The organism is Yimella sp. RIT 621 (genome assembly GCF_004146205.1).
In the GTDB taxonomy this organism is placed as follows: domain Bacteria; phylum Actinomycetota; class Actinomycetes; order Actinomycetales; family Dermatophilaceae; genus Yimella; species Yimella lutea.
In genome coordinates this window covers 348,762-367,703 of sequence record NZ_SEIP01000001.1, presented here as the reverse complement: position 1 = coordinate 367,703, position 18,942 = coordinate 348,762, and the positions used below count along the sequence as shown (strand labels likewise).

Here is an 18,942-nt window from a genome sequence, read left to right as displayed (position 1 = left end):
TGGGTGGGTTCTTCGTAACCGAGGATTGACGTCCGGATGCCGTCGAATGATCCATCGAATGCGAATGTCGTTGTCGGACAACGAAAAATGCCCGGTGGCGGACCACCGGGCATTGCTCGTCGTATCGACGTCAGTCGATCCTGGACGAATCATCGTCGGTGGCGCCGAACTGCTTCAGGCAGCCCGAATTGCCCTCACGCTCTTGGCGGCGAGGGCTGAGGCTCCCATCCAGGGTCAGCGCCGTGATCGACATGTCGGGAAGTCTGGGCCCGCCGTCGTGTCCTGTGCAACCGATTAATCGGCGAGTTCTAGGCTGATCGCCATGTTGCGAGCGGTACAGGTGCGCATCACCGGACGCGTCCAAGGGGTCTTCTTCCGTGCCTCCTGCGCCGAGTACGCCCGACAACTGGGGGTGCGCGGATGGGTGCGCAATGAGCCGGACGGCACCGTGCTGGCTCACTTCGAGGGCGGCTGGAACTCGATCGAGGAGATCGTGCAGTGGTGCCGCAAGGGTCCGCGACGAGCCGACGTCACAGACGTCGAGGTGACCAAGGTGGCGCCCATCGGAGCCGACGGATTCGACGTCGACCGTGAGTGATTCAGGAAACCTGATCGCCGTCATCGGTCCGACCGCGTGCGGCAAATCGGACCTCGGCGTCGCGCTCGCCGAAAGACTCGGGGGAGAAGTTGTCAACGCCGACGCGTCACAGCTCTACCGCGGCATGGACATCGGCACGGCGAAGATGCCGCTCGAGCAGCGGCGCGGAGTGCCGCACCACCAGCTGGACGTCCTCGAGGTGACCGAGGAGGCGAGTGTCGCTGCCTATCAACGTGATTCCCGGCGTGACATCGACAGCATCCTCGATCGCGGACATGTCCCCGTGCTGGTAGGCGGCACCGGGCTCTACGTCCGCGCGGCGCTCGACGTCCTCGACATCCCACCCACCGACCCCGGGGTACGGGAACACTTCGAGCGGCGGGCCGCTACCGAGGGGATTCTGGCGTTGTACTCCCTACTGAGACAACGGGATCCGAACGCAGCGGCCAACATCCTGCCGAGCAACGAGCGCCGTGTGATCCGTGCACTGGAGGTCATCGAGCTCACCGGTCGCCCGTTCAGCGCGACCATGCCGAGGCGCGAATTTCTCCGTCCCACAGTGATGCTCGGACTCGATGCCGATCGCAGCGTGCTCGACCAGCGCATCGACCGGCGCACGATGGCGATGTGGGACGACGGTCTGGTCGACGAGGTACGAGCACTCGACGCAACAGGGCTGCGGGACGGACGGACCGCGAGCCGGGCGATCGGATACACGCAGGTGTTGCGGCAACTCGACGCCGAACTCACCGAGGCTGAAGCGATCGAGGACACCGCACGTGCCACCAAGCGACTGGCTCGGCGGCAGTTCTCCTGGTTCCGGCCCGACCCGAGGATCACCTGGTTGCCGCACGACGCGTCCGACCTGATGGACCGTGCGCTCGAGGTGATCGCGTCCTCGCGCACAATGGACGCGTGACCACCATCGACTTCGTCAAGGGCCACGGCACGCAGAACGACTTCGTTCTCGTGCCCGATCACGAGGGACGCCTCGACCTCACCCCGCAGGACGTGACCTTCCTGGCCGATCGCCGGGCCGGCATCGGTGGCGACGGAGTGATCCGGGTTGCTCCGATCGGGGCGGCTCCCGACGACGTCCGCGAGCAGTGCCCGGACGCGCGATGGTTCATGGACTACCGCAACAGCGACGGCTCGGTCGCGGAGATGTGCGGCAACGGCACCCGTGTTTTTGCGCGGTACCTGGTGGACGCCGGCCTCGAACGCGCGGATGTCTTCGAGATCGCGACGCGGGCCGGTCAGAAGGGGATCACCCGGTTCGGTGACGGTTTCGCCACCGACCTCGGGGCGTGGCGCTTGTCGCGGGAGGTCGAGGCCCAGGAGCGTGGAATGGATTCCGTGGTCCAGGTGCACGGGGCACCCGACCCGCTGCCCGCGCTCAGCCTCGACCTCGGCAACCCGCACACCGTGGTCGCGCTCCCGCCGTCCATCGACCTCGGCGTCCTTGACCTGACCCGTGCTCCGCAGGTCGACCCGCACCCCGAGCACGGCACGAACGTCGAGTTCGTCCGCGCGATCGAACACGCCCACATCTCCATGCGGGTGCACGAACGCGGTGTGGGCGAGACGCTGAGCTGTGGCACCGGCGCAGCTGCTGCGGCGCTCGCGATCTGGTGGTGGGGCGGTCGTCCGTCCGATCAACTCGACTGGCTCGTGGATGTACCGGGAGGACGTCTCGGCGTCCAGATCGCGGGTGATCGGGTGGCGCTGTCCGGACCCGCCGTCCTCGTCGCCCGCGGCACCGTCGAGCTGCCGGACCCGGTCGGGGTCAGTTACGGTGCGTGACGCGCAGGATCCGGAAGCCCCGGACGCTGGTGAACCGATCGGCGACCAAGCCGTCGAGGTTCTCGTTCAGCCATTTCTGCAATGAGTCCGACCCGAGGTTGCGCTGCACCACCAGATAGGCCTCGCCGTCGACCGACAGTCGCGGCAACCAGGCGCGCAACAGGTCGTGCAACACCGCCTTGCCGACCCGGATCGGCGGGTTCGACCAGATCAGATCGAACCGGACGTCCGCCGGCACCTCGTCCGCAGTGGACACCCGAATGTTCCTTAGCCCCAACGATTCTGCGTTGAGTCGAGCCAGATCCATCGCACGCTCGTTCACGTCCACCGCATGCACGATCGCGTCCGGCGAGTGCAACCCCAGGCTCAGAGCCATCGGTCCCCAGCCGCACCCGAGGTCGAGAAAAGTGCCGGACGCCGGGGGCTGCGGAGCGTGCTGCAGCAGCACCGAGGTGCCCTGGTCGATCCGATCGGGCGAGAAGATTCCCGGCGCAACCTGGACGGCGTGTGTCGAACCCGCCAACGGGACGTTGATCGTCCTGCGCTCGTCAGCGCTGGCGGGTTCGGCGCTGAAGTAGTGATCGGTGCCTGACATCGATCCCAACCTATCGGCGGGGCAGCGATGTGCATCCGGACGCCTGACATTTGGCATAAAGAACTCGCTCGAACGGTTGAAGCTTGCGACACTGAGGGGAACATGACTTCGCAACACGATTTCTTCAACCGCCGCGCCGATGCGCTCGCCGACTCCGAGTTCGACGTCCAGTACGACCAGGACGGCTTCTTGCTGGAGGACGGCACCGAGCACCGCGACGGCGACCAACTCGACCGCGCCGAACGTGCGGCCCTTCGCCGCGTGGAGGGCCTGTCGACCGAACTGCAGGACGTCACCGAGGTCGAGTACCGCCAGCTGCGTCTGGAGCGCGTGGTGCTCGCCGGCGTCTGGACCGAGGGAACCGTCGAGGACGCCGACAACTCGATGCGTGAACTCGCCGCCCTCGCCGAGACCGCGGGTTCGACCGTGCTCGCCGGTGTGATGCAGCGTCGCAGCAAGCCCGACCCGAGCACCTGGATGGGATCGGGCAAGGCCGCCGACCTGCGCGCGATCGTCATCGCCGAAGGCGCCGACACCGTCATCGCCGACGGTGAGCTCAGCCCCGGCCAGCGGCGTGCCCTGGAGGACGTCGTCAAGGTGAAGGTCATCGACCGCACGGCGCTGATTCTCGACATCTTCGCCCAGCACGCGAAGTCCAAGGAAGGTAAGGCGCAGGTCGAGCTCGCCCAGCTGCAGTACCTCCTGCCGCGACTTCGTGGTTGGGGTGAGTCGATGTCCCGGCAGGCGGGTGGTCAGGCCGCCGGCGGCCAGGGCATGGGTTCGCGAGGCCCGGGTGAGACGAAGATCGAGCTCGACCGCCGCCGCATCAACACCCGCATCGCCAAGCTCAAGCGCGAGATCGCTTCGATGAAGACGATCCGTGACACCAAGCGCCACGGCCGCAAGGCGAACGAGGTGCCGTCGGTCGCCATCGCCGGTTACACCAACGCCGGCAAGTCCTCGATCCTCAACCGGCTCACCGGTGCCGGTGTCCTGGTGCAGAACCAGCTGTTCGCCACCCTCGACCCGACCGTGCGTCGCAGCGAGACCGCCGACGGACGGCCGTACACTCTCGCCGACACCGTCGGATTCGTGCGCAACCTGCCGCACCAACTCGTGGAGGCGTTCCGTTCGACGCTGGAGGAGGTCGGCGAGTCCGACCTGCTGTTGCACGTCGTCGACGGGTCACACCCCGACCCGCAGGCGCAGATCTCCGCGGTGCGTGAGGTGCTTGCCGAGGTGGGCGCGACCGACGTCAAGGAGGTCGTGGTCGTCAACAAGTCGGACGTCGCCGACCCCGAGGTGGTCGACCGGCTGTTGCGCTCGGAGAAGTACGCGATCGCGGTGTCCGCTCACACCGGCGCCGGGTTCGCCGAGTTGCTCGAACTCATCGATCGTGAGTTGCCGCGCCCGCAGATCCGGGTCGAGGTGCTGCTGCCCTACGACCGCGGCGACCTGCTGAGCCGGTTGCACGACGAGGCCGACGTGATCAGCAGCGAGCACACCGGCGAGGGCACCCACGTGCACGCGAAGGTGAACCCTTCGCTGGAGTCGGCGCTCGAGGAGTACCTCGTCCGGGTGGCTGCCGAGTAAGAGGCCTGCCACCGGTAGGCCACAATGGCGAACCATGCAGCGATTCATGCTCCACAGCAAGATCCACCGTGCGACGGTCACCCAGGCCGACCTGCACTACGTGGGTTCGTTGACGATCGACCGTGACCTGATGGACGCGGCCGACCTCCTTCCGGGTCAGCAGGTCGATGTCGTCGACGTCGACAACGGCAACCGCCTCACCACGTACGCGATCGAGGGTGAGCGGGGCACCGGCATCCTGTGCATCAACGGTGCCGCGGCCCGCTTGATCAGTCCGGGCGACACCGTGATCGTCATCGCGTACGCCGCGATGGACGACGCCGAGGCCCGTTCGTTCGAGCCGAATGTCGTGTTCGTCGACAAGCAGAACCGCATCGTGCAGGTCGATCATGACCCGGGCGACGTGCCGGACGGCTTCGGACTGTCGACCTCTGCGGTCACCCACCGCTGACCTTGCCCCACACCCCCCATGCACACCCCCACGGACGCGCCCGGTGTATCCACAACCGGCGCGTCCGATGTCGTCCGCACTGGACACCAGACCTAGGCTTGCAGGATGCCGGCCTCCAACTCGACGTCCTCCTCGAGCTCGATCGATTCGTTGATGGAGGCCGCAGTCGCGGCTGTGGGTGGAGCGCCCCGCCCGGGGCAGCAGCAGATGACCGAAGCGGTCGCCAAGGCGTTCGACGACGAGCATCACCTGCTCGTCCAGGCCGGCACCGGCACCGGTAAGTCGCTGGCCTATCTCGTGCCGTCCATCGTGCACGCCAACGCGACCGGCAAGCCCGTCATCGTCGCCACCGCGACGCTCGCGTTGCAGGCGCAGATCGTCGGGCGCGACCTGCCGGTGCTCGCCGAAGCCCTGCGTCCGGTCCTCGGCCGGCGCCCCACCTACGGACTGGTCAAGGGGCGCCGCAACTACCTGTGCCAACACAAGCTCGTCGGTGGTTACCCCGACGACGAAGAAGACAGCCTGTTCAGCACCGGTGCGGTCGACCAGCAACTCGGACGCCTGGAGAAGGAGATCGTCCGACTGCGCGAATGGGCCGGCGAGACCGACACCGGTGACCGCGACGATCTCGTGCCCGGCGTCAGCGAACGCGCTTGGCGTCAGGTGTCGGTCACGGCCCACGAATGCCTCGGATCGACCTGCCCGATGGTGCAGGAGTGCTTCGTGGAGAAGGCCCGCGCCGAGGCCAGGGACGTCGATGTCGTCGTCACCAACCACAGCTTCATGGCGATCGACTCCTTCGAGGGCCGCCAGATGCTGCCCGAACACGACGCGCTGGTCGTCGACGAGGCGCACGAACTCGTCGACCGGGTCACCTCCACCATCACCGACGAACTGACCGCGGGCATGGTGGCGAGCGCGGCGAAGAAGGCTGCTCGGTACGTCGACACCCAGGAGCTCGCCGACACCGGCGTCTTCCTCGGGGGAGTCCTCGATCAGCTGGCCGAGGGACGTCTGCTCGGACTGCCCGACAACCTCTCGCTCGCCGTCCAGCGCGTGCACGACAGCGCACGAAGCCTGTCCTCCGACCTCAAGCCCGACAAGCCCGCCGACAACGACGGCCCCCGACAGATGGCACGGGCCGCGGTCGACGAAGTGCTGGAGAACGCCGCACGCCTGCTCGAAGCACGTGAACTCGACGTCGCCTGGATCAGCCGCAGCGAGTACCGCGGCTCGGCACTCAATGTCGCACCGATGAGTGTGGCGATGCTGGTGCGCGACAAGATCTTCGGCGATCGCACGGTCGTGATGACCTCGGCCACGCTCGAACTCGGTGGATCCTTCGACTCAGTGGCCGGCACGCTCGGCCTGCGTGGTGAGGGTTCACCGGCGTGGGAGGGTCTGGACGTCGGCTCGCCGTTCGACTACCCGCAGCAGGCCATTGCCTACGTCGCCAAACACCTGCCGCCGCCCGGCCGCGACGGCACCTCCGACCAGGCGATCGACGAGATCGAGACCCTCATAAGGGCCGCCGGTGGACGCACGCTCGGGCTGTTCTCCTCCATGCGCGCCGCGAAGGCGGCGACCGAGGCGATGCGCGAACGGTTCGGCGACGAGTTTCCGGTCCTGTGCCAGGGCGACGATCAGATGGGCACGCTCGTCAAACAGTTCGCCGCCGATCCGAAGACCTGCCTGTTCGGCACTCTCACCCTCTGGCAGGGCGTCGATGTGCCCGGTTCGGCCTGCCAACTGGTGATCATCGACCGAATCCCGTTCCCGCGTCCGGACGATCCGATCACCTCGGCGCGCTCGCAGGCGATCGCCGAACGCGGCGGCAACGGCTTCATGGCGGTGTCGGCCACCCACGCTGCCTTGCGTCTGTCACAGGGGGCCGGACGCCTGATCCGGCGCTCGAACGACCGCGGCGTGGTCGCGTTCCTGGACAACCGAATGGTCACTGCGCGGTACGCGGGCTTCCTGCAGAAGTCCCTCCCGCCGTTCTGGCCGACGACCGACCGCGACCTCGTGCTGCGTGCGCTCAAGCGACTGGACGAAACCGCCGACGCTCCGGTGGCGCCGGCGAAGAAGCCTGTGCCGCATGCCGCCTCCAAGCCCGACGTTCAGGAGCGCTTCGACGCCGAAGCCGGTCGGGTCACGTCCACCGACGCCGGCGACTACGACGAACTCGTGTTCACCGATGACGAACCGGCCGACGCCGTGGAGACCCCGGAACGGCGGGCCGCCGAGGAACACCCGGCGCCCGAACCGCTGCCGGCGGTGCCGGCGGTACCGGCCGAGACCGATGTCGTCGTCGAACCGGCCCCTGCTCAGGGCGGGGAATGGACCAGCGACGACGACGAAGAGTTGTCGGACGGTGTCTCACTCGGCCTCGATGTCGATGAACTGGCCGACCATCTCGACCGGCCGGTGGCCGAGGTCGAGGCACGCCTGAAGAAGCTGAACCTCGGCTGACGATCAGCCGTCGGTCAGCGCAGGACGACGGTGCTTGAGCCGTTGAGGAACACCCGGTGCTCGGCGTGCCAGGTGAGAGCGCGCGCCAAGACCTGCGTCTCGACGTCCCGACCGGCCACGACCATGTGATCGGGGGAGTAGGTGTGGTCGATGCGGGCCACGTCCTGCTCGATGATCGGGCCCTCGTCCAGATCCGGCGTCACGTAGTGCGCGGTCGCACCGATCAGCTTCACGCCGCGGTCGTGCGCCTGGTGATAAGGGCGAGCACCCTTGAAGCTGGGCAGGAACGAATGGTGGATGTTGATCGCACGCCCCTCCAAGGTGCGGCACAGGTTGTCCGACAGCACCTGCATGTAGCGGGCGAGCACCACCAACTCGACGTCGTACTCCTGGACGAGTTCGAGGATGCGCGTCTCCGACTGCGCCTTCGTCTGCGCCGTCACCGGGATGTGGTGGAAGGGGATGTCATGGGTGGCGACGGTCTTCTGGAACGTCAGGTGGTTCGATCCCACCGCGACGATCTCGAGCGGCAACGAACCCACCTGCTGCCGGAACAACAGGTCGTTGAGGCAGTGGCCGAGTTTGGACACCAGCACCAGTGCCCGGATCGGCTTCCCGGCCGGCCACAGGCCCCATTCCATGCCGAATTCAGTTGCCACTGAGGTGAACCCGTCCTGCAGCGTGTCCAGTGAGTGCTTCTCGCACCGGAACACCAACCGGATGAAGAAGCGCCCGGTGGACGGGTCCTCGAACTGTTGGCACTCGTTGATGTTCGCGCCCTGCTCGACGAGGTAACCGGTCATCGCGTGGACGATCCCGGGTCGGTCGACGCACGTCGCGGTGAGGACGAAGTCGGACGGGTCGGACGGGTCGGACGGGTCGGACGGGTGGGTGCCCACAGTTGCTCCTACGGAAGGGTGAGGCCCCGAAGATAGGTCATCGCAGCGGTGAGGACGGTGTCGGACCAGGGTGAAAGAGTGTGCCCCATGAGTTCAGTGCCCCCGCTCGTGCTGATCAGCGGCCCCGAACAACTGCTTGCCGATCGCGCCCTGCGCAGCACCATCGACCTGGTACGCGAGACCGAGCCCGACGCGGAGGTGGTGCGAATCGACGCCGCCACCTACGAGCCGGGCGAACTCATGCTGCACATCAGCCCGAGCCTGTTCGGCGGGCTGAAGATCGTGGTCGCACGCGACCTGGACGAGGCCGGCGACGAACTGATCGACGAAGTCACCGCGCTCGCGAAGGCCCCGATGGACGGCGCCGTGCTCGTCGCTATGCACAAGAGTGGAAACCGCGGCAAGCGTGCGCTGGACGCACTCAAGAAGGGCGGCGCACGGGTCATCGAGGCGCCGGCGATCAAGTCCGATCGCGACAAGGCCTCGTTCGTCAGCAACGAGTTCCGCGCTGCTCGGCGCAAGGTCACTCCCGAGGCGGTGCAGGCGCTGTTGGACGCCGTCGGCAAGGACCTCGGCGAACTCGCCGCGGCGTGCGCACAGCTGATCGCCGACACGACCGGCGTCGTCGACGAGGAGCAGGTCGACGAGTACTACGGCGGCAAGGTCGAGGCGACCGGCTTCAAGGTCGCGGAGATGGCCGTCGCCGGCAACGCGGGGGAGGCGCTGCGCCTGTTGCGGCACGCGCTCGCGTCGGGTCTCGACCCGGTCCCGATCGTCGCGGTCCTCGCCGGACAGCTGCGTCAGATCGCGAAGGTCGCCTCGGCCGGCAACGGATCGTCCGCGGCGGTCGCCCGTGACCTGAGCATGGCCCCGTGGCAGGTCGACCGTGCACGCCGGTCGGCCCGCGGCTGGGACGGCGACCGGCTCGGCCGCGCGATCCAGGCCGTCGCGGCCGCCGACTTCGACGTCAAGGGTGGCGGACGCGACCCGGTCTACGCCGTCGAGCGGGCCGTGCTGACGATCTGCCGCGAGCGAACGGCACGCTGACGACGGGTAACGGCAGGTGAGCCGCGCCCGACCCGCGATTTGAGGGGATCACCGGCAGGCGTGTAGATTTGCTCCTTGCGTGCGCGTATTGGTCGTGCGCGCTCGCAGCAGTACCAACGCACCGAACTCGCCAGGGTCGTCCCCACGCCCCATCCGTTCCGGTGCGTCGTCGCCCTCTACGACAACCATCAGACCGAACTTTAGGAAGAACTTTCGTGGCAAACATCAAGTCGCAGATGAAGCGGATCAAGACCAACGAGATCCGCACCGAGCGCAACAAGGCCTACAAGTCGGAGCTTCGCACCTGGATCCGCAAGACCCGTGAGGCCGTTGCCGCCGGTGACGCCGACAAGGCGAAGGACGCCCTCAGGACCGCCGGCCAGAAGCTGGACAAGGCCGTCTCCAAGGGTGTCATCCACAAGAACCAGGCCGCGAACAAGAAGTCGGCGCTCACCAAGCAGGTGAACAGCCTCTGATTGCGGCTCCTTCGCAGTTCAGGCCCGTAGCAGGCGCTTGGCTTCTGCTACGGGCCTGATGCGCCCCGCCGCGTGAGCCTTGCGCTGTGGTCGCCTAAGTGCCACCACTGGGAGGCAGGGCCACCGTTCGTAGCAACGAAGCCCCGCACCGAACAGGTGCGGGGCTTCTGCGTCGGTCATCCGAAAGTCCGCAGGCCTCGCGGGTCAGCGCGCGGGTTCTGCGGACTCTCGGGTCAGCTGAAGGGCGGGCGGGCGTCGATGGCGACCGAGCGACGTCCGGCCCAACGCCAGATACGGGCCGCGCGGTCGCGGTCCTGCTCGGTGACCAGGTTGCCCATCCAGCGCAGCGCCAGGGTCATCAGGAAATCCGAGCGCATGCCGACCGGGCCGAGCGCAGTCAACAGCTTGGGGTTGCTGAACACTCCGGCGAGCCGGCGGGCCACGGAGAACGCCTCGCCGTAATGCTCGGTCAGCAGCGCCGGCCATGCGGTTTCGAGCGGGTCGCCGGCGACGAGCATGTCGGCGATGAAGCGACCGGTCTCCAGGCCGTAGTCGATGCCCTCGCCGTTGAGCGGGTTGATGCACGCGGCGGCGTCGCCGATGAGCGCCCAGTTCGGGCCGGCGACGTTCGACACCGCCCCGCCCATCGGCAGCAGCGCGGACGTCGGGTTTCGCAGTTCGCCGGACAGGCCGAACTCGTCGCCGATCGTGTCGGCGTACACCTTCATCAGTGGCTTGATCGCCACGTCGGCCGGACGCTTGGATGTGGCGAGGGTGCCCGCACCGAGGTTCACCGAACCGTCGCCGAGCGGGAACACCCAGCCGTATCCGGACAGAATCTGGCCTTCCTCGCCACGGAGCTCGAGGTGGGAGGAGATCCACGGGTCGTCGCTCATCGTCGAGGTGACATACGAGCGGCCGGCGACGGCGTACACGGTGTCGCGGTGCCATTCGCGCCCGAGCACCTTGCCGAGCGGGGAGCGCACACCGTCTGCGACGACCAGCCGCTCACACTCGATCTCGAAGGTGCCCTCGGCGCCGCGGAAGGTGACGGCGCGGACTCGTCCGCCGTCCAGTCGAGCGTCGATCGCCCGCGCACCCTCGACCCCGACTGCGCCTGCCTTCAGGGCGGTGGTGCGCAGGTGGTCGTCCAACTCGGTACGCGGAACGGCCGATCCGCGGTCGGGCAGACCTTCGACCTGCGGCCAAGGCAGTTCGAGCCGCTGCCCGAACCCGTGTGCCCGCAGACCCTGGTTGACGGTGTGCGCGAAAACCCAGTCGGTGAGTCCGAGACGGTGGAGTTCACCGATCGCGCGAGGGGTGAGTCCGTCGCCGCAGGTCTTGTCGCGGGGGAAGACCGCCGCGTCGGCGAGGACGACGTCCAGGCCGTAATGGGCGGCCCAGGTGGCCGCAGCCGAACCGGCGGGGCCGGCCCCGACGACGAGGACATCAGTGTGTGTCGGAGCGGGCATGGCAGCGATTCTCTCAGGGCCGTCGCGCGGTGCCAATTCGGCGTCGAACCTGCAGTGCCTGCTCCCGGGGCGGCAGGTCTCCCAGCTGCGATATTCTCTGCTGCATGCATCGCCTGCTTCTGCTTCGAACGCCGCGCTGAACAGACCGGACCTCAGCGCGGCCGCCCCTTGCCTGATGAGCGAGGGGCTTCTTGTTGGCACGGTTCGGTGCCGCAGAACGCGACACGGCAGACAACGAGCAGACGAAACGACGTGAGGGCACCATGAGCGACAGCAATCAGAGCGACACCCCGAAGTTCCGGTACACCGCGCAGACCGCCGGCGAGATCGAACGCCGCTGGCAGGACCGGTGGGAGGAGCAGGGCACCTTCCAGGCGCCTAACCCGAGCGGCCCGTGGGCCGACCCGTCCGCCGACGGCAAGCAGAAGTACTTCCTGCAGGACATGTTCCCCTACCCCAGCGGCGCGGGCCTGCACGTCGGCCACCCGCTGGGCTTCATCGCGACCGACGTCTGCGCGCGCTACCAGCGCATGACCGGCAAGAACGTGCTGTACACGATGGGCTTCGACGCCTTCGGCCTGCCGGCCGAGCAGTACGCGGTCCAGACCGGCCAGCACCCGCGCAAGACCACCGAGGACAACATCGTCACCTACCGGCGACAGCTGCGGCAGCTGGGGTTGTCGCACGATCTGCGACGCTCGTTCGCGACGATCGATCCCGAGTACTACAAGTGGACGCAGTGGATCTTCCTGCGCATCTACAACTCCTGGCACGACGAGCGCGCGGGCAAGGCCCGGCCGATCGAGGACCTGGTCGCGGCCTACGAAAGCGGTGAAATCGCCACCCCGAGCGGTGCGGCCTGGGCCGACCTGTCGGACGCCGAGCGCATCGCAGCCGTCGACGCACGCCGTCTGGCGTACAAGAAGGAAGTGCCGGTCAACTGGGCGCCCGGTCTGGGCACCGTCGTCGCCAACGAGGAGGTCACCAACGAGGGCCTGACCGAACGCGGCGACATGCCGGTCTTCCGGCGCAACCTGTCGCAATGGATGATGCGCATCACGGCGTACGCCGACCGCCTGATCGACGACCTGGACCGGCTGGACTGGCCCGAGTCGATCAAGGCCATGCAGCGCAACTGGATCGGGCGCTCGCAGGGTGCGGCCCTGCGCTTCCCGGTCAACGGCATCGACGCGTCCATCGAAGTGTTCACCACGCGTCCGGACACCATCTTCGGCGCCACCTTCATGGTGCTGGCCCCCGAACACCCGTTGGTCGACGCGATGACCCCGACGACGTGGCCCGAGGGCACCAAGCAGGCCTGGACCGGCGGCCACGGCGATCCGCGCACCGCGGTCGCCGACTACCGGCTGGCCGCCTCGCGCAAGAGCGAGGTCGAGCGGCAGGCCGACGAGAAGACCAAGACCGGAGTGTTCACCGGCACGTTCGCGACCAACCCGGTGACCGGGCGGCCGGTGCCGGTGTTCATCGCCGACTACGTGCTGATGGGTTATGGCACCGGCGCGATCATGGCCGTGCCCGGTCAGGACGAGCGCGACTGGGCTTACGCGTCCGCGTTCGACCTGCCGATCGTGCGTACCGTGCAGCCGTCCGACGGTCATCCCGACGACCAGCCCTTCACCGGGGACGGCGCGGCGATCAACTCTGCCAACGAGCGAATCTCCTTGGACGGCTTGGGAGTAGCCGACGCCAAAGCGAAGATCATCCAGTTCGTCGAAGCCGAGGGCATCGGCTACGGCACGATCAACTACAAGCTGCGCGACTGGCTGTTCAGCCGGCAGCGCTACTGGGGCGAGCCCTTCCCGATCGTGTACGACGAGTCCGGTGCGGCGCACTCGGTGCCGGAGTCGATGCTGCCGGTGCAGTTGCCCGAGGTCGCCGACTACTCGCCCAAGACCTACGAACCGGGCGACAAGGACTCCATGCCCGAGTCGCCGCTGTCGCGCGCGACTGAGTGGGTCAACGTCGAGCTGGACCTGGGTGACGGACCGAAGACCTACCGCCGCGAGACCGACACGATGCCCAACTGGGCCGGATCCTGTTGGTACGAAATGCGATACACCGACCCGGAGAACACCGAGCGCTTCGTCGACCGCGAGTGCGAGGAGTACTGGATGGGTCCCGGGCGCGGCGCGGGCGAGGGCAGGCCGAACGACACCGGTGGCGTCGACCTGTACGTCGGTGGCGTCGAACACGCGGTGCTGCACCTGCTGTACGCCCGCTTCTGGCACAAGGTGTTGTTCGACCTGGGCGAGATCACGTCCGAGGAACCGTTCCGCCGTCTGTTCAACCAGGGCTACGTGCAGGCGTACGCGTTCCGCGACCACCGCGGCCAGCCGGTCCCAGCAGCCGAGGTGCAGGAGACGACCGACGCCGACGGCACGACCTACACCTGGAACGGACAGGTCGTCACCCGCGAGTACGGGAAGATGGGCAAGTCGCTGAAGAACGTCGTCACGCCCGACGAGATGTGCGAGCAGTACGGCGCCGACACCTTCCGCATCTATGAGATGTCGATGGGTCCGCTGGACCAGTCGCGTCCGTGGGAGACGCGTGCGGTCGTCGGGTCGCAGCGCTTCCTGCAGCGGCTGTGGCGCAATGTCGTCGACGAGGAGACCGGGCAGGTGCGGGTCGTCGACGGTGAGCCGGACGAGGCGACGAAACGCTTGCTGCACAAGACGATCGACGGCGTCGGGCGCGACTACTCGCAGCTGAGCTACAACACTGCGGTCGCCAAGCTGATCGAACTGAACAACGCACTGACCAAGCTGGACGACGTGCCGCGTGCGGTGGTCGAGTCGCTGGTGCAGATGGTTTCACCGATGGCCCCGCACATCGCCGAGGAACTGTGGCATCGCCTGGGCCATACCTCGACGATCACGTTCGAGCCGTTCCCGCAGGCGGACCCGGCGTTGCTGGTCGACGACACCGTCACCTGTGTCGTGCAGGTGCTGGGCAAGGTCCGCGACCGGCTGGAGGTCGCGGCCGATGTCAGTGACGCCGACCTCGAAGCGGCCGCGCTGGCGAGCGACCGTGTACGAGCGGCCATGGGGGACAAGCAGGTTCGCAAGGTCATCGTGCGGGCCCCGAAGCTGGTCAACGTCGTCGTCGGATGATGAACCAGCGTCGGCGGGTAGGGGAGGAGATGCGATGACGATCGCGGTCGTGACCGACTCCTCCGCCTATCTGCCCACGCATGTCGCGGTGCGCGGACGCGTGTTCGTGGTGCCGCTGCACGTCGCGGTCGACGGTGTCTCACACGACGAAGGCGTCGACGTGAGCGCATCCGACGTCGCAGCAGCGCTGCGCGAGCACCGTCCGGTCTCTACCTCAAGGCCGTCGCCGGGTGCGTTCCTGGAGGTCTACGAGGACCTCATCGCGCGCGGTGTCGACCAGATCGTCTCGATCCACCTGTCACGACAGATGTCGGCCACCCTCGCGTCGGCCGAGATCGCCGCGGCGTCCTGCGATGCCGACGTCCGTGTGATCGACAGCGAATCCATCGGAATGGCAATGGGATTCGCAGTCCTTGCCGCAACGGGTGCAGTCGGCGACGGCGCGACGGTGGACGAGGTAGAACGCATCGCCCGCGACGTCGCGGCGAGGTCGCACACCTACTTCTACGTCGACACGCTGGAATACCTGCGGCGCGGCGGACGCATCGGGCGGGCCTCCTCGCTGGTGGGGTCGGCCCTGTCCATCAAACCGCTGCTGACCCTCACCGACGGCTACATCGAGCCCCTCGAGCGGGTACGCACCACTTCCAAGGCGTTGGCACGGTTGAAGAGCCTCGCCCGGCAGGCTGCGGTCGAACTCGATTCCGGAGACGGAGTCGACGTCGCTGTGCACCACCTGGATGCGCTCGAACGAGCCGAGCAGCTTGCCGAAGATCTTGCGGAAGCGGTGCCGGACGCCCGTCGAGTGTTGCTTGTCGAACTCGGTGCCGCCGTCGGTGCGCACGTGGGCCCGGGCACGATCGCGGTGGCGGTGGCTCCGCGCTGTCGCGCTCCGGGCGCCTGATCCTCCACAGCCCTTCTCCTGCGGCGCAGTTCTCCACAGGCTGAGCATCGGCCGGCGACGTGTTCTGCGAACCCGACCTAACGTGCCTGGCATGTCACGCAACCAGCCACCCGATCGACTCGCCGCGATCCTCGCCGAACTCGACGAAGGTCGGCGGACGCCGTGGCTGCCGGACGAGGACGATCTGATCGACCGTCGTCCGCTGTGGCCGGCGCTGCCTGGCCGTCGTCGACGTGCTGCGGCGACACACATTCCGGACCGCCGGGGCCCGGGAACCGATGGCGATCTCGACGACTTCGACGCCTCGGGGATGGAGGGCGAGACGGTCGAGGACGAGCCGCGTAGCCGGGCCGATCGGCGTCATCAAGGTCTCGGAGGCGGGAACGGGCGCGACAGCGAACGGGTCAGTCCCCACACCCCCTTGTTCCGAACACCGTTGCCCGACACGGAGGTCGACACGCATCCCGGTCGCGCCGCTCTGATCGGAGCCCTCGTGGTCCTGTTGGTGGCGGGGGCCGTGTTCGGCGTACGGGTGTTCTCGGCCCGGAGCGCGGCCGAGCCCGTACCACTCGCGCCCGCAGCCTCAACAGCTGTGACCTCGACCGGCTCGGCCGCTGCTACCGCACCGGGTGGGAGGGGAGGTCAAGCACCGTACGCCACCTCGGCCGCCGCAGTTTCGCCGACGAGCCTCCTGGTTCACGTGGTCGGTCAGGTGCAGCGTCCAGGCGTGGTACGGCTCACATCAGGGTCCCGGGTCGAGGACGCCATCCGTGCGGCCGGTGGTGCGGGGCGAGGCGCAGACCTGTCAGCGGTCAACCTTGCCCGCCTGGTCACCGACGGAGAACAGGTGCAGGTGCCCAGGCCGGGGGAGAGCCCGATGCCTGCGCCGGCGCCGGCCGCGCAGTCAGGCGAGGGCACAGCGTCGACGAAAGCCGGCATACCCGCCGGACCGATCCCCCTGAACACCGCCACCGTGGCGGACCTGGACGCACTTCCGGGGGTCGGCCCGGTGCTGGCAGCGCGGATCATCGAGTGGCGTACCACGAACGGCAGGTTCAGCAGCGTCGACGAACTCGGTGAGGTGAGCGGTATCGGCGACAAGCTGCTGGAGCGGCTGCGCCCGCTGGTCACCGTGTGACCTGATGGAGCAGACGCACCGTGCCCTCGACCTCCGTCTGCTCCTGCCGGCACTGATCGCCTGGGGCGTCGCTGCCGCACTCCTCGGTGTCGCCACTTCGCTGGTGATCGCCGTTCTCGTCGGGTGTCTCGTCACCGGAATCGGCTGCTGCGGATTGGGCAGACCAACCGTACGAATGATCGGGTTCTGCGCTCTGGCAACGACCTTCATCCTCACCGCCGTCCTCGGGCATCGCGCTGTCGCACAAGCCGGCTTGGTACCAACGCTTGCTGAGCGTGGCGCCTCCGTCCGTCTCGAGGCGAGGGTGGTCTCCGATCCGGCACCGGTCCGGTCCCGCTTCGGCGGAGAGCAGGTCTGGCGCGTTCGCCTGCAAGCCACGCGGATCTCCGGACGCGGCGAGGTGGCCGGGGCACGAACGCCGATTCTCGCGTTCGGCGGGCAGGACGTGGGCCGGCTGCGCTGGCACGACACCGTCGTCGCCGCGGGACGCCTCCAACCCGCCGAGACGGGTGCCGACGTACGAGCGATCCTTCGCATTCGTCAGGTGCAGCGCACCCACCCGGCAGGACGGATCGAAGAGACCGTCGAACACCTACGAACCGGTCTGCGCGACAGCACCGAGGGCTTGCCGACCGACCCCGCCGGGCTCGTGCCGGCACTGGTCATCGGTGACACCAGCCGCATGCCGCAGGAACTGAACGACGACATGCAGGCCACCGGCATGACCCACCTCAACGCGGTCTCCGGCAGCAACGTCACCGTCGTCCTGCTGTGCGTGCAAGGCCTGGCCGGCTACCTGCGGATCCCGCGGCGGTGGCGCCTGCCGTTCGCGCTCCTCGGCCTCGCCCTGTTTGTGATGCTCTGTCGACCCGAACCGTCGGTCGTGCGGGCCTCGGCGATGGGAGTGGTCGGGCTGCTGGCGCTGCGCGGCGGGTCCCGGCGCGCAGGAGCCCCGGCACTGGCCGGAGCGATACTGGTGCTGCTCGCGATCGACCCGCACCTGGCTCGCTCCTTCGGGTTCATCCTGTCCAGTTTCGCCACGCTCGGGCTGTTGCTGTTCGCCCGGCGGTGGGCGGATGCCATCGCCCGATGTCTCCCGAGACGGTGTGCACCACTCGCGGAAGCCATCTGCGTTCCTCTGGCAGCTCAAGTCTTCTGCGCACCGCTCACCCTGCTGCTCCAGCCCGGCGTCAGCCTCGTCGGAGTGCCCGCGAACGTCCTGGCCGCACCGTTGGTACCGATCGCGACGGTCGCCGGAGTGCTGGTCGTCTGCAGCGCACCGGTGTTGCAGCCGCTCGCCCAGTTGCTCGCCTGGGTGGCCGGCCTCCCGGCCTGGGGAATCGCCACGATCGCGCACCTCGGGGCCGATCTGCCCTATGGAACGCTGCCCTGGCCCGGAGGCTGGGCCGGGCTCGCCCTGCTGGTCCTGGTCATCGCGCTGGTGCTGACCACCGGGCACTGGTGGGCGCACCAGGCCGCGGCCCGACCGTGGCATGGCGCCGCTGCCGCGGTCACCGCGCTGGCCCTCGTCGTGCCGGTGCCCGCCGCACCTCCGTCGCGAGGGTGGACCGTTGCCATGTGTGACGTGGGGCAAGGAGACGCGACGATCGTCCGATCACCCCAGGGCGGAGTGTTGCTGATCGATACCGGTCCCGAACCCGATACCGTCGACAGTTGCCTGAGCCGCCTCGGCGTCGAACGGATCGACGCCGTCGTGCTCACCCATTTCCACGCCGACCACGTCGATGGGCTTGCCGGGGTACTGCGCAGCGGCCGCACGGTGCGACAGCTTGTCGCGACCTTCGTCGAGGGTGAGGACGACGCCGGCCCGCACGAGGAGGCATCACGCCGTGAACCGACGCTGGCTCTCGCCGCACGCGCACGCGTACCGGTGCGGTTGGTGCGGCGCGGCGACAGCGTGGACGCACCTGGCATCACGGGGAAGGTGCTGTGGCCGGCCCGCACACTCGAGACCGGATCGGTGCAGAACAACGCGAGCGTGGTGCTCGCGGTCGTCGCCGGGGGCGTCCGGGCGTTGTTCACCGGCGACATCGAACGGGATGCCGGACGCGCCGTCCGACAGGAACTCCAGGCCGCGGGGGAGGGATCCTTCGACGTGCTCAAGGTGGCCCACCACGGTTCGGCCAACCAGGACGCAGATCTGATGGCGGTGGTGCGCCCGCGGGTCTGCCTGATCGGGGTCGGCGCAGACAACGACTACGGGCACCCGGCGCCGGCGACGTTACGACTGCTCGCCGGATGCACCGTGTTGCGCACCGATCAGGACGGCATGCTGTTCGTCCACCCGCATACGGACGGTGGCGTCTCGGTCAGCAGCTCCGGCTGACGGGCTACCGATT

Annotated in this window: 16 protein-coding genes; 12 read left to right on the top strand and 4 right to left on the bottom strand. The window is 68.0% G+C overall.

The window, feature by feature from the left end; genetic code table 11:
- Window positions 1–130 precede the first annotated feature (130 nt).
- Entirely contained in the window at window positions 131–253 is a 123-nt protein-coding gene (locus tag EU513_RS16530; RefSeq protein WP_255407401.1) for a hypothetical protein, read from the bottom strand.
- Between the two features lie 69 nt (window positions 254–322).
- Between EU513_RS16530 and EU513_RS01795 the strand changes: the two genes are divergently transcribed.
- From EU513_RS01795 to dapF, 3 genes are read left to right on the top strand one after another with little or no spacing between them, the layout of a single operon-like run.
- The gene (locus EU513_RS01795; RefSeq protein WP_129624119.1) at window positions 323–598 is read left to right on the top strand and encodes an acylphosphatase; all 276 of its coding nucleotides are present in this window, start codon (window positions 323–325) and stop codon (window positions 596–598) included.
- Window positions 591–1,517, top strand: coding sequence for a tRNA (adenosine(37)-N6)-dimethylallyltransferase MiaA (gene miaA / locus EU513_RS01790; RefSeq protein WP_240795873.1), 927 nt, complete (start codon window positions 591–593; stop codon window positions 1,515–1,517). Before EU513_RS01795 ends, miaA begins: the two co-directional genes overlap by 8 nt.
- Entirely contained in the window at window positions 1,514–2,401 is an 888-nt protein-coding gene (gene dapF / locus EU513_RS01785; RefSeq protein ID WP_129624118.1) for a diaminopimelate epimerase, read from the top strand. Before miaA ends, dapF begins: the two co-directional genes overlap by 4 nt.
- On the opposite strand, the gene EU513_RS01780 is transcribed toward dapF, so the two are convergent.
- A complete protein-coding gene (locus EU513_RS01780; RefSeq protein WP_205744625.1) occupies window positions 2,385–2,996 on the bottom strand; it encodes a class I SAM-dependent methyltransferase in 612 nt (203 codons plus the stop codon). The two genes, dapF and EU513_RS01780, sit on opposite strands and share 17 nt — an antisense overlap.
- Before the next feature lie 102 nt (window positions 2,997–3,098).
- Between EU513_RS01780 and hflX the strand changes: the two genes are divergently transcribed.
- From hflX to EU513_RS01765, 3 genes are all read left to right on the top strand, one after another.
- Window positions 3,099–4,589, top strand: coding sequence for a GTPase HflX (gene hflX / locus EU513_RS01775; RefSeq protein ID WP_129624116.1), 1,491 nt, complete (start codon window positions 3,099–3,101; stop codon window positions 4,587–4,589).
- 34 nt (window positions 4,590–4,623) lie between these two features.
- A complete protein-coding gene (panD, locus tag EU513_RS01770) occupies window positions 4,624–5,040 on the top strand; it encodes an aspartate 1-decarboxylase (RefSeq protein WP_129624115.1) in 417 nt (138 codons plus the stop codon).
- 105 nt (window positions 5,041–5,145) lie between these two features.
- Window positions 5,146–7,512, top strand: a complete 2,367-nt coding sequence (locus EU513_RS01765; protein WP_129624114.1) for an ATP-dependent DNA helicase — start codon at window positions 5,146–5,148, stop codon at window positions 7,510–7,512.
- Window positions 7,513–7,526: 14 nt separating this feature from the next.
- Here the strand turns inward: EU513_RS01765 and purU are convergent, their stop codons facing one another.
- Window positions 7,527–8,411: a formyltetrahydrofolate deformylase gene (gene purU, locus EU513_RS01760; protein WP_129624113.1), complete on the bottom strand. Its 885-nt coding sequence runs from the start codon at window positions 8,409–8,411 to the stop codon at window positions 7,527–7,529.
- 87 nt (window positions 8,412–8,498) lie between these two features.
- Here purU and holA point away from each other — a divergent pair, with 87 nt between their 5' ends.
- Window positions 8,499–9,458 carry a DNA polymerase III subunit delta gene (gene holA, locus EU513_RS01755; protein WP_129624112.1) on the top strand — a complete coding sequence of 320 codons (960 nt, stop codon included), beginning with the start codon at window positions 8,499–8,501 and terminating at the stop codon, window positions 9,456–9,458.
- A gap of 215 nt (window positions 9,459–9,673) precedes the next feature.
- A complete protein-coding gene (gene rpsT / locus EU513_RS01750) occupies window positions 9,674–9,934 on the top strand; it encodes a 30S ribosomal protein S20 (protein ID WP_129624111.1) in 261 nt (86 codons plus the stop codon).
- A 233-nt stretch (window positions 9,935–10,167) separates the two neighbouring features.
- Here rpsT and EU513_RS01745 read toward each other — a convergent pair whose 3' ends face one another.
- On the bottom strand, window positions 10,168–11,406 hold the full coding sequence (locus EU513_RS01745) for a geranylgeranyl reductase family protein (protein WP_129624110.1): 1,239 nt from the start codon (window positions 11,404–11,406) through the stop codon (window positions 10,168–10,170).
- A gap of 263 nt (window positions 11,407–11,669) precedes the next feature.
- Between EU513_RS01745 and leuS the strand changes: the two genes are divergently transcribed.
- From leuS to EU513_RS01725, 4 genes are all read left to right on the top strand, one after another.
- The gene (gene leuS, locus EU513_RS01740) at window positions 11,670–14,540 is read left to right on the top strand and encodes a leucine--tRNA ligase (protein ID WP_129624109.1); all 2,871 of its coding nucleotides are present in this window, start codon (window positions 11,670–11,672) and stop codon (window positions 14,538–14,540) included.
- A gap of 34 nt (window positions 14,541–14,574) precedes the next feature.
- Entirely contained in the window at window positions 14,575–15,444 is an 870-nt protein-coding gene (locus tag EU513_RS01735; RefSeq protein ID WP_129624108.1) for a DegV family protein, read from the top strand.
- Window positions 15,445–15,535: 91 nt separating this feature from the next.
- Entirely contained in the window at window positions 15,536–16,582 is a 1,047-nt protein-coding gene (locus tag EU513_RS01730; RefSeq protein ID WP_129624107.1) for a helix-hairpin-helix domain-containing protein, read from the top strand.
- Between the two features lie 4 nt (window positions 16,583–16,586).
- The gene (locus EU513_RS01725) at window positions 16,587–18,929 is read left to right on the top strand and encodes a ComEC/Rec2 family competence protein (protein ID WP_129624106.1); all 2,343 of its coding nucleotides are present in this window, start codon (window positions 16,587–16,589) and stop codon (window positions 18,927–18,929) included.
- Window positions 18,930–18,942 lie beyond the last annotated feature (13 nt).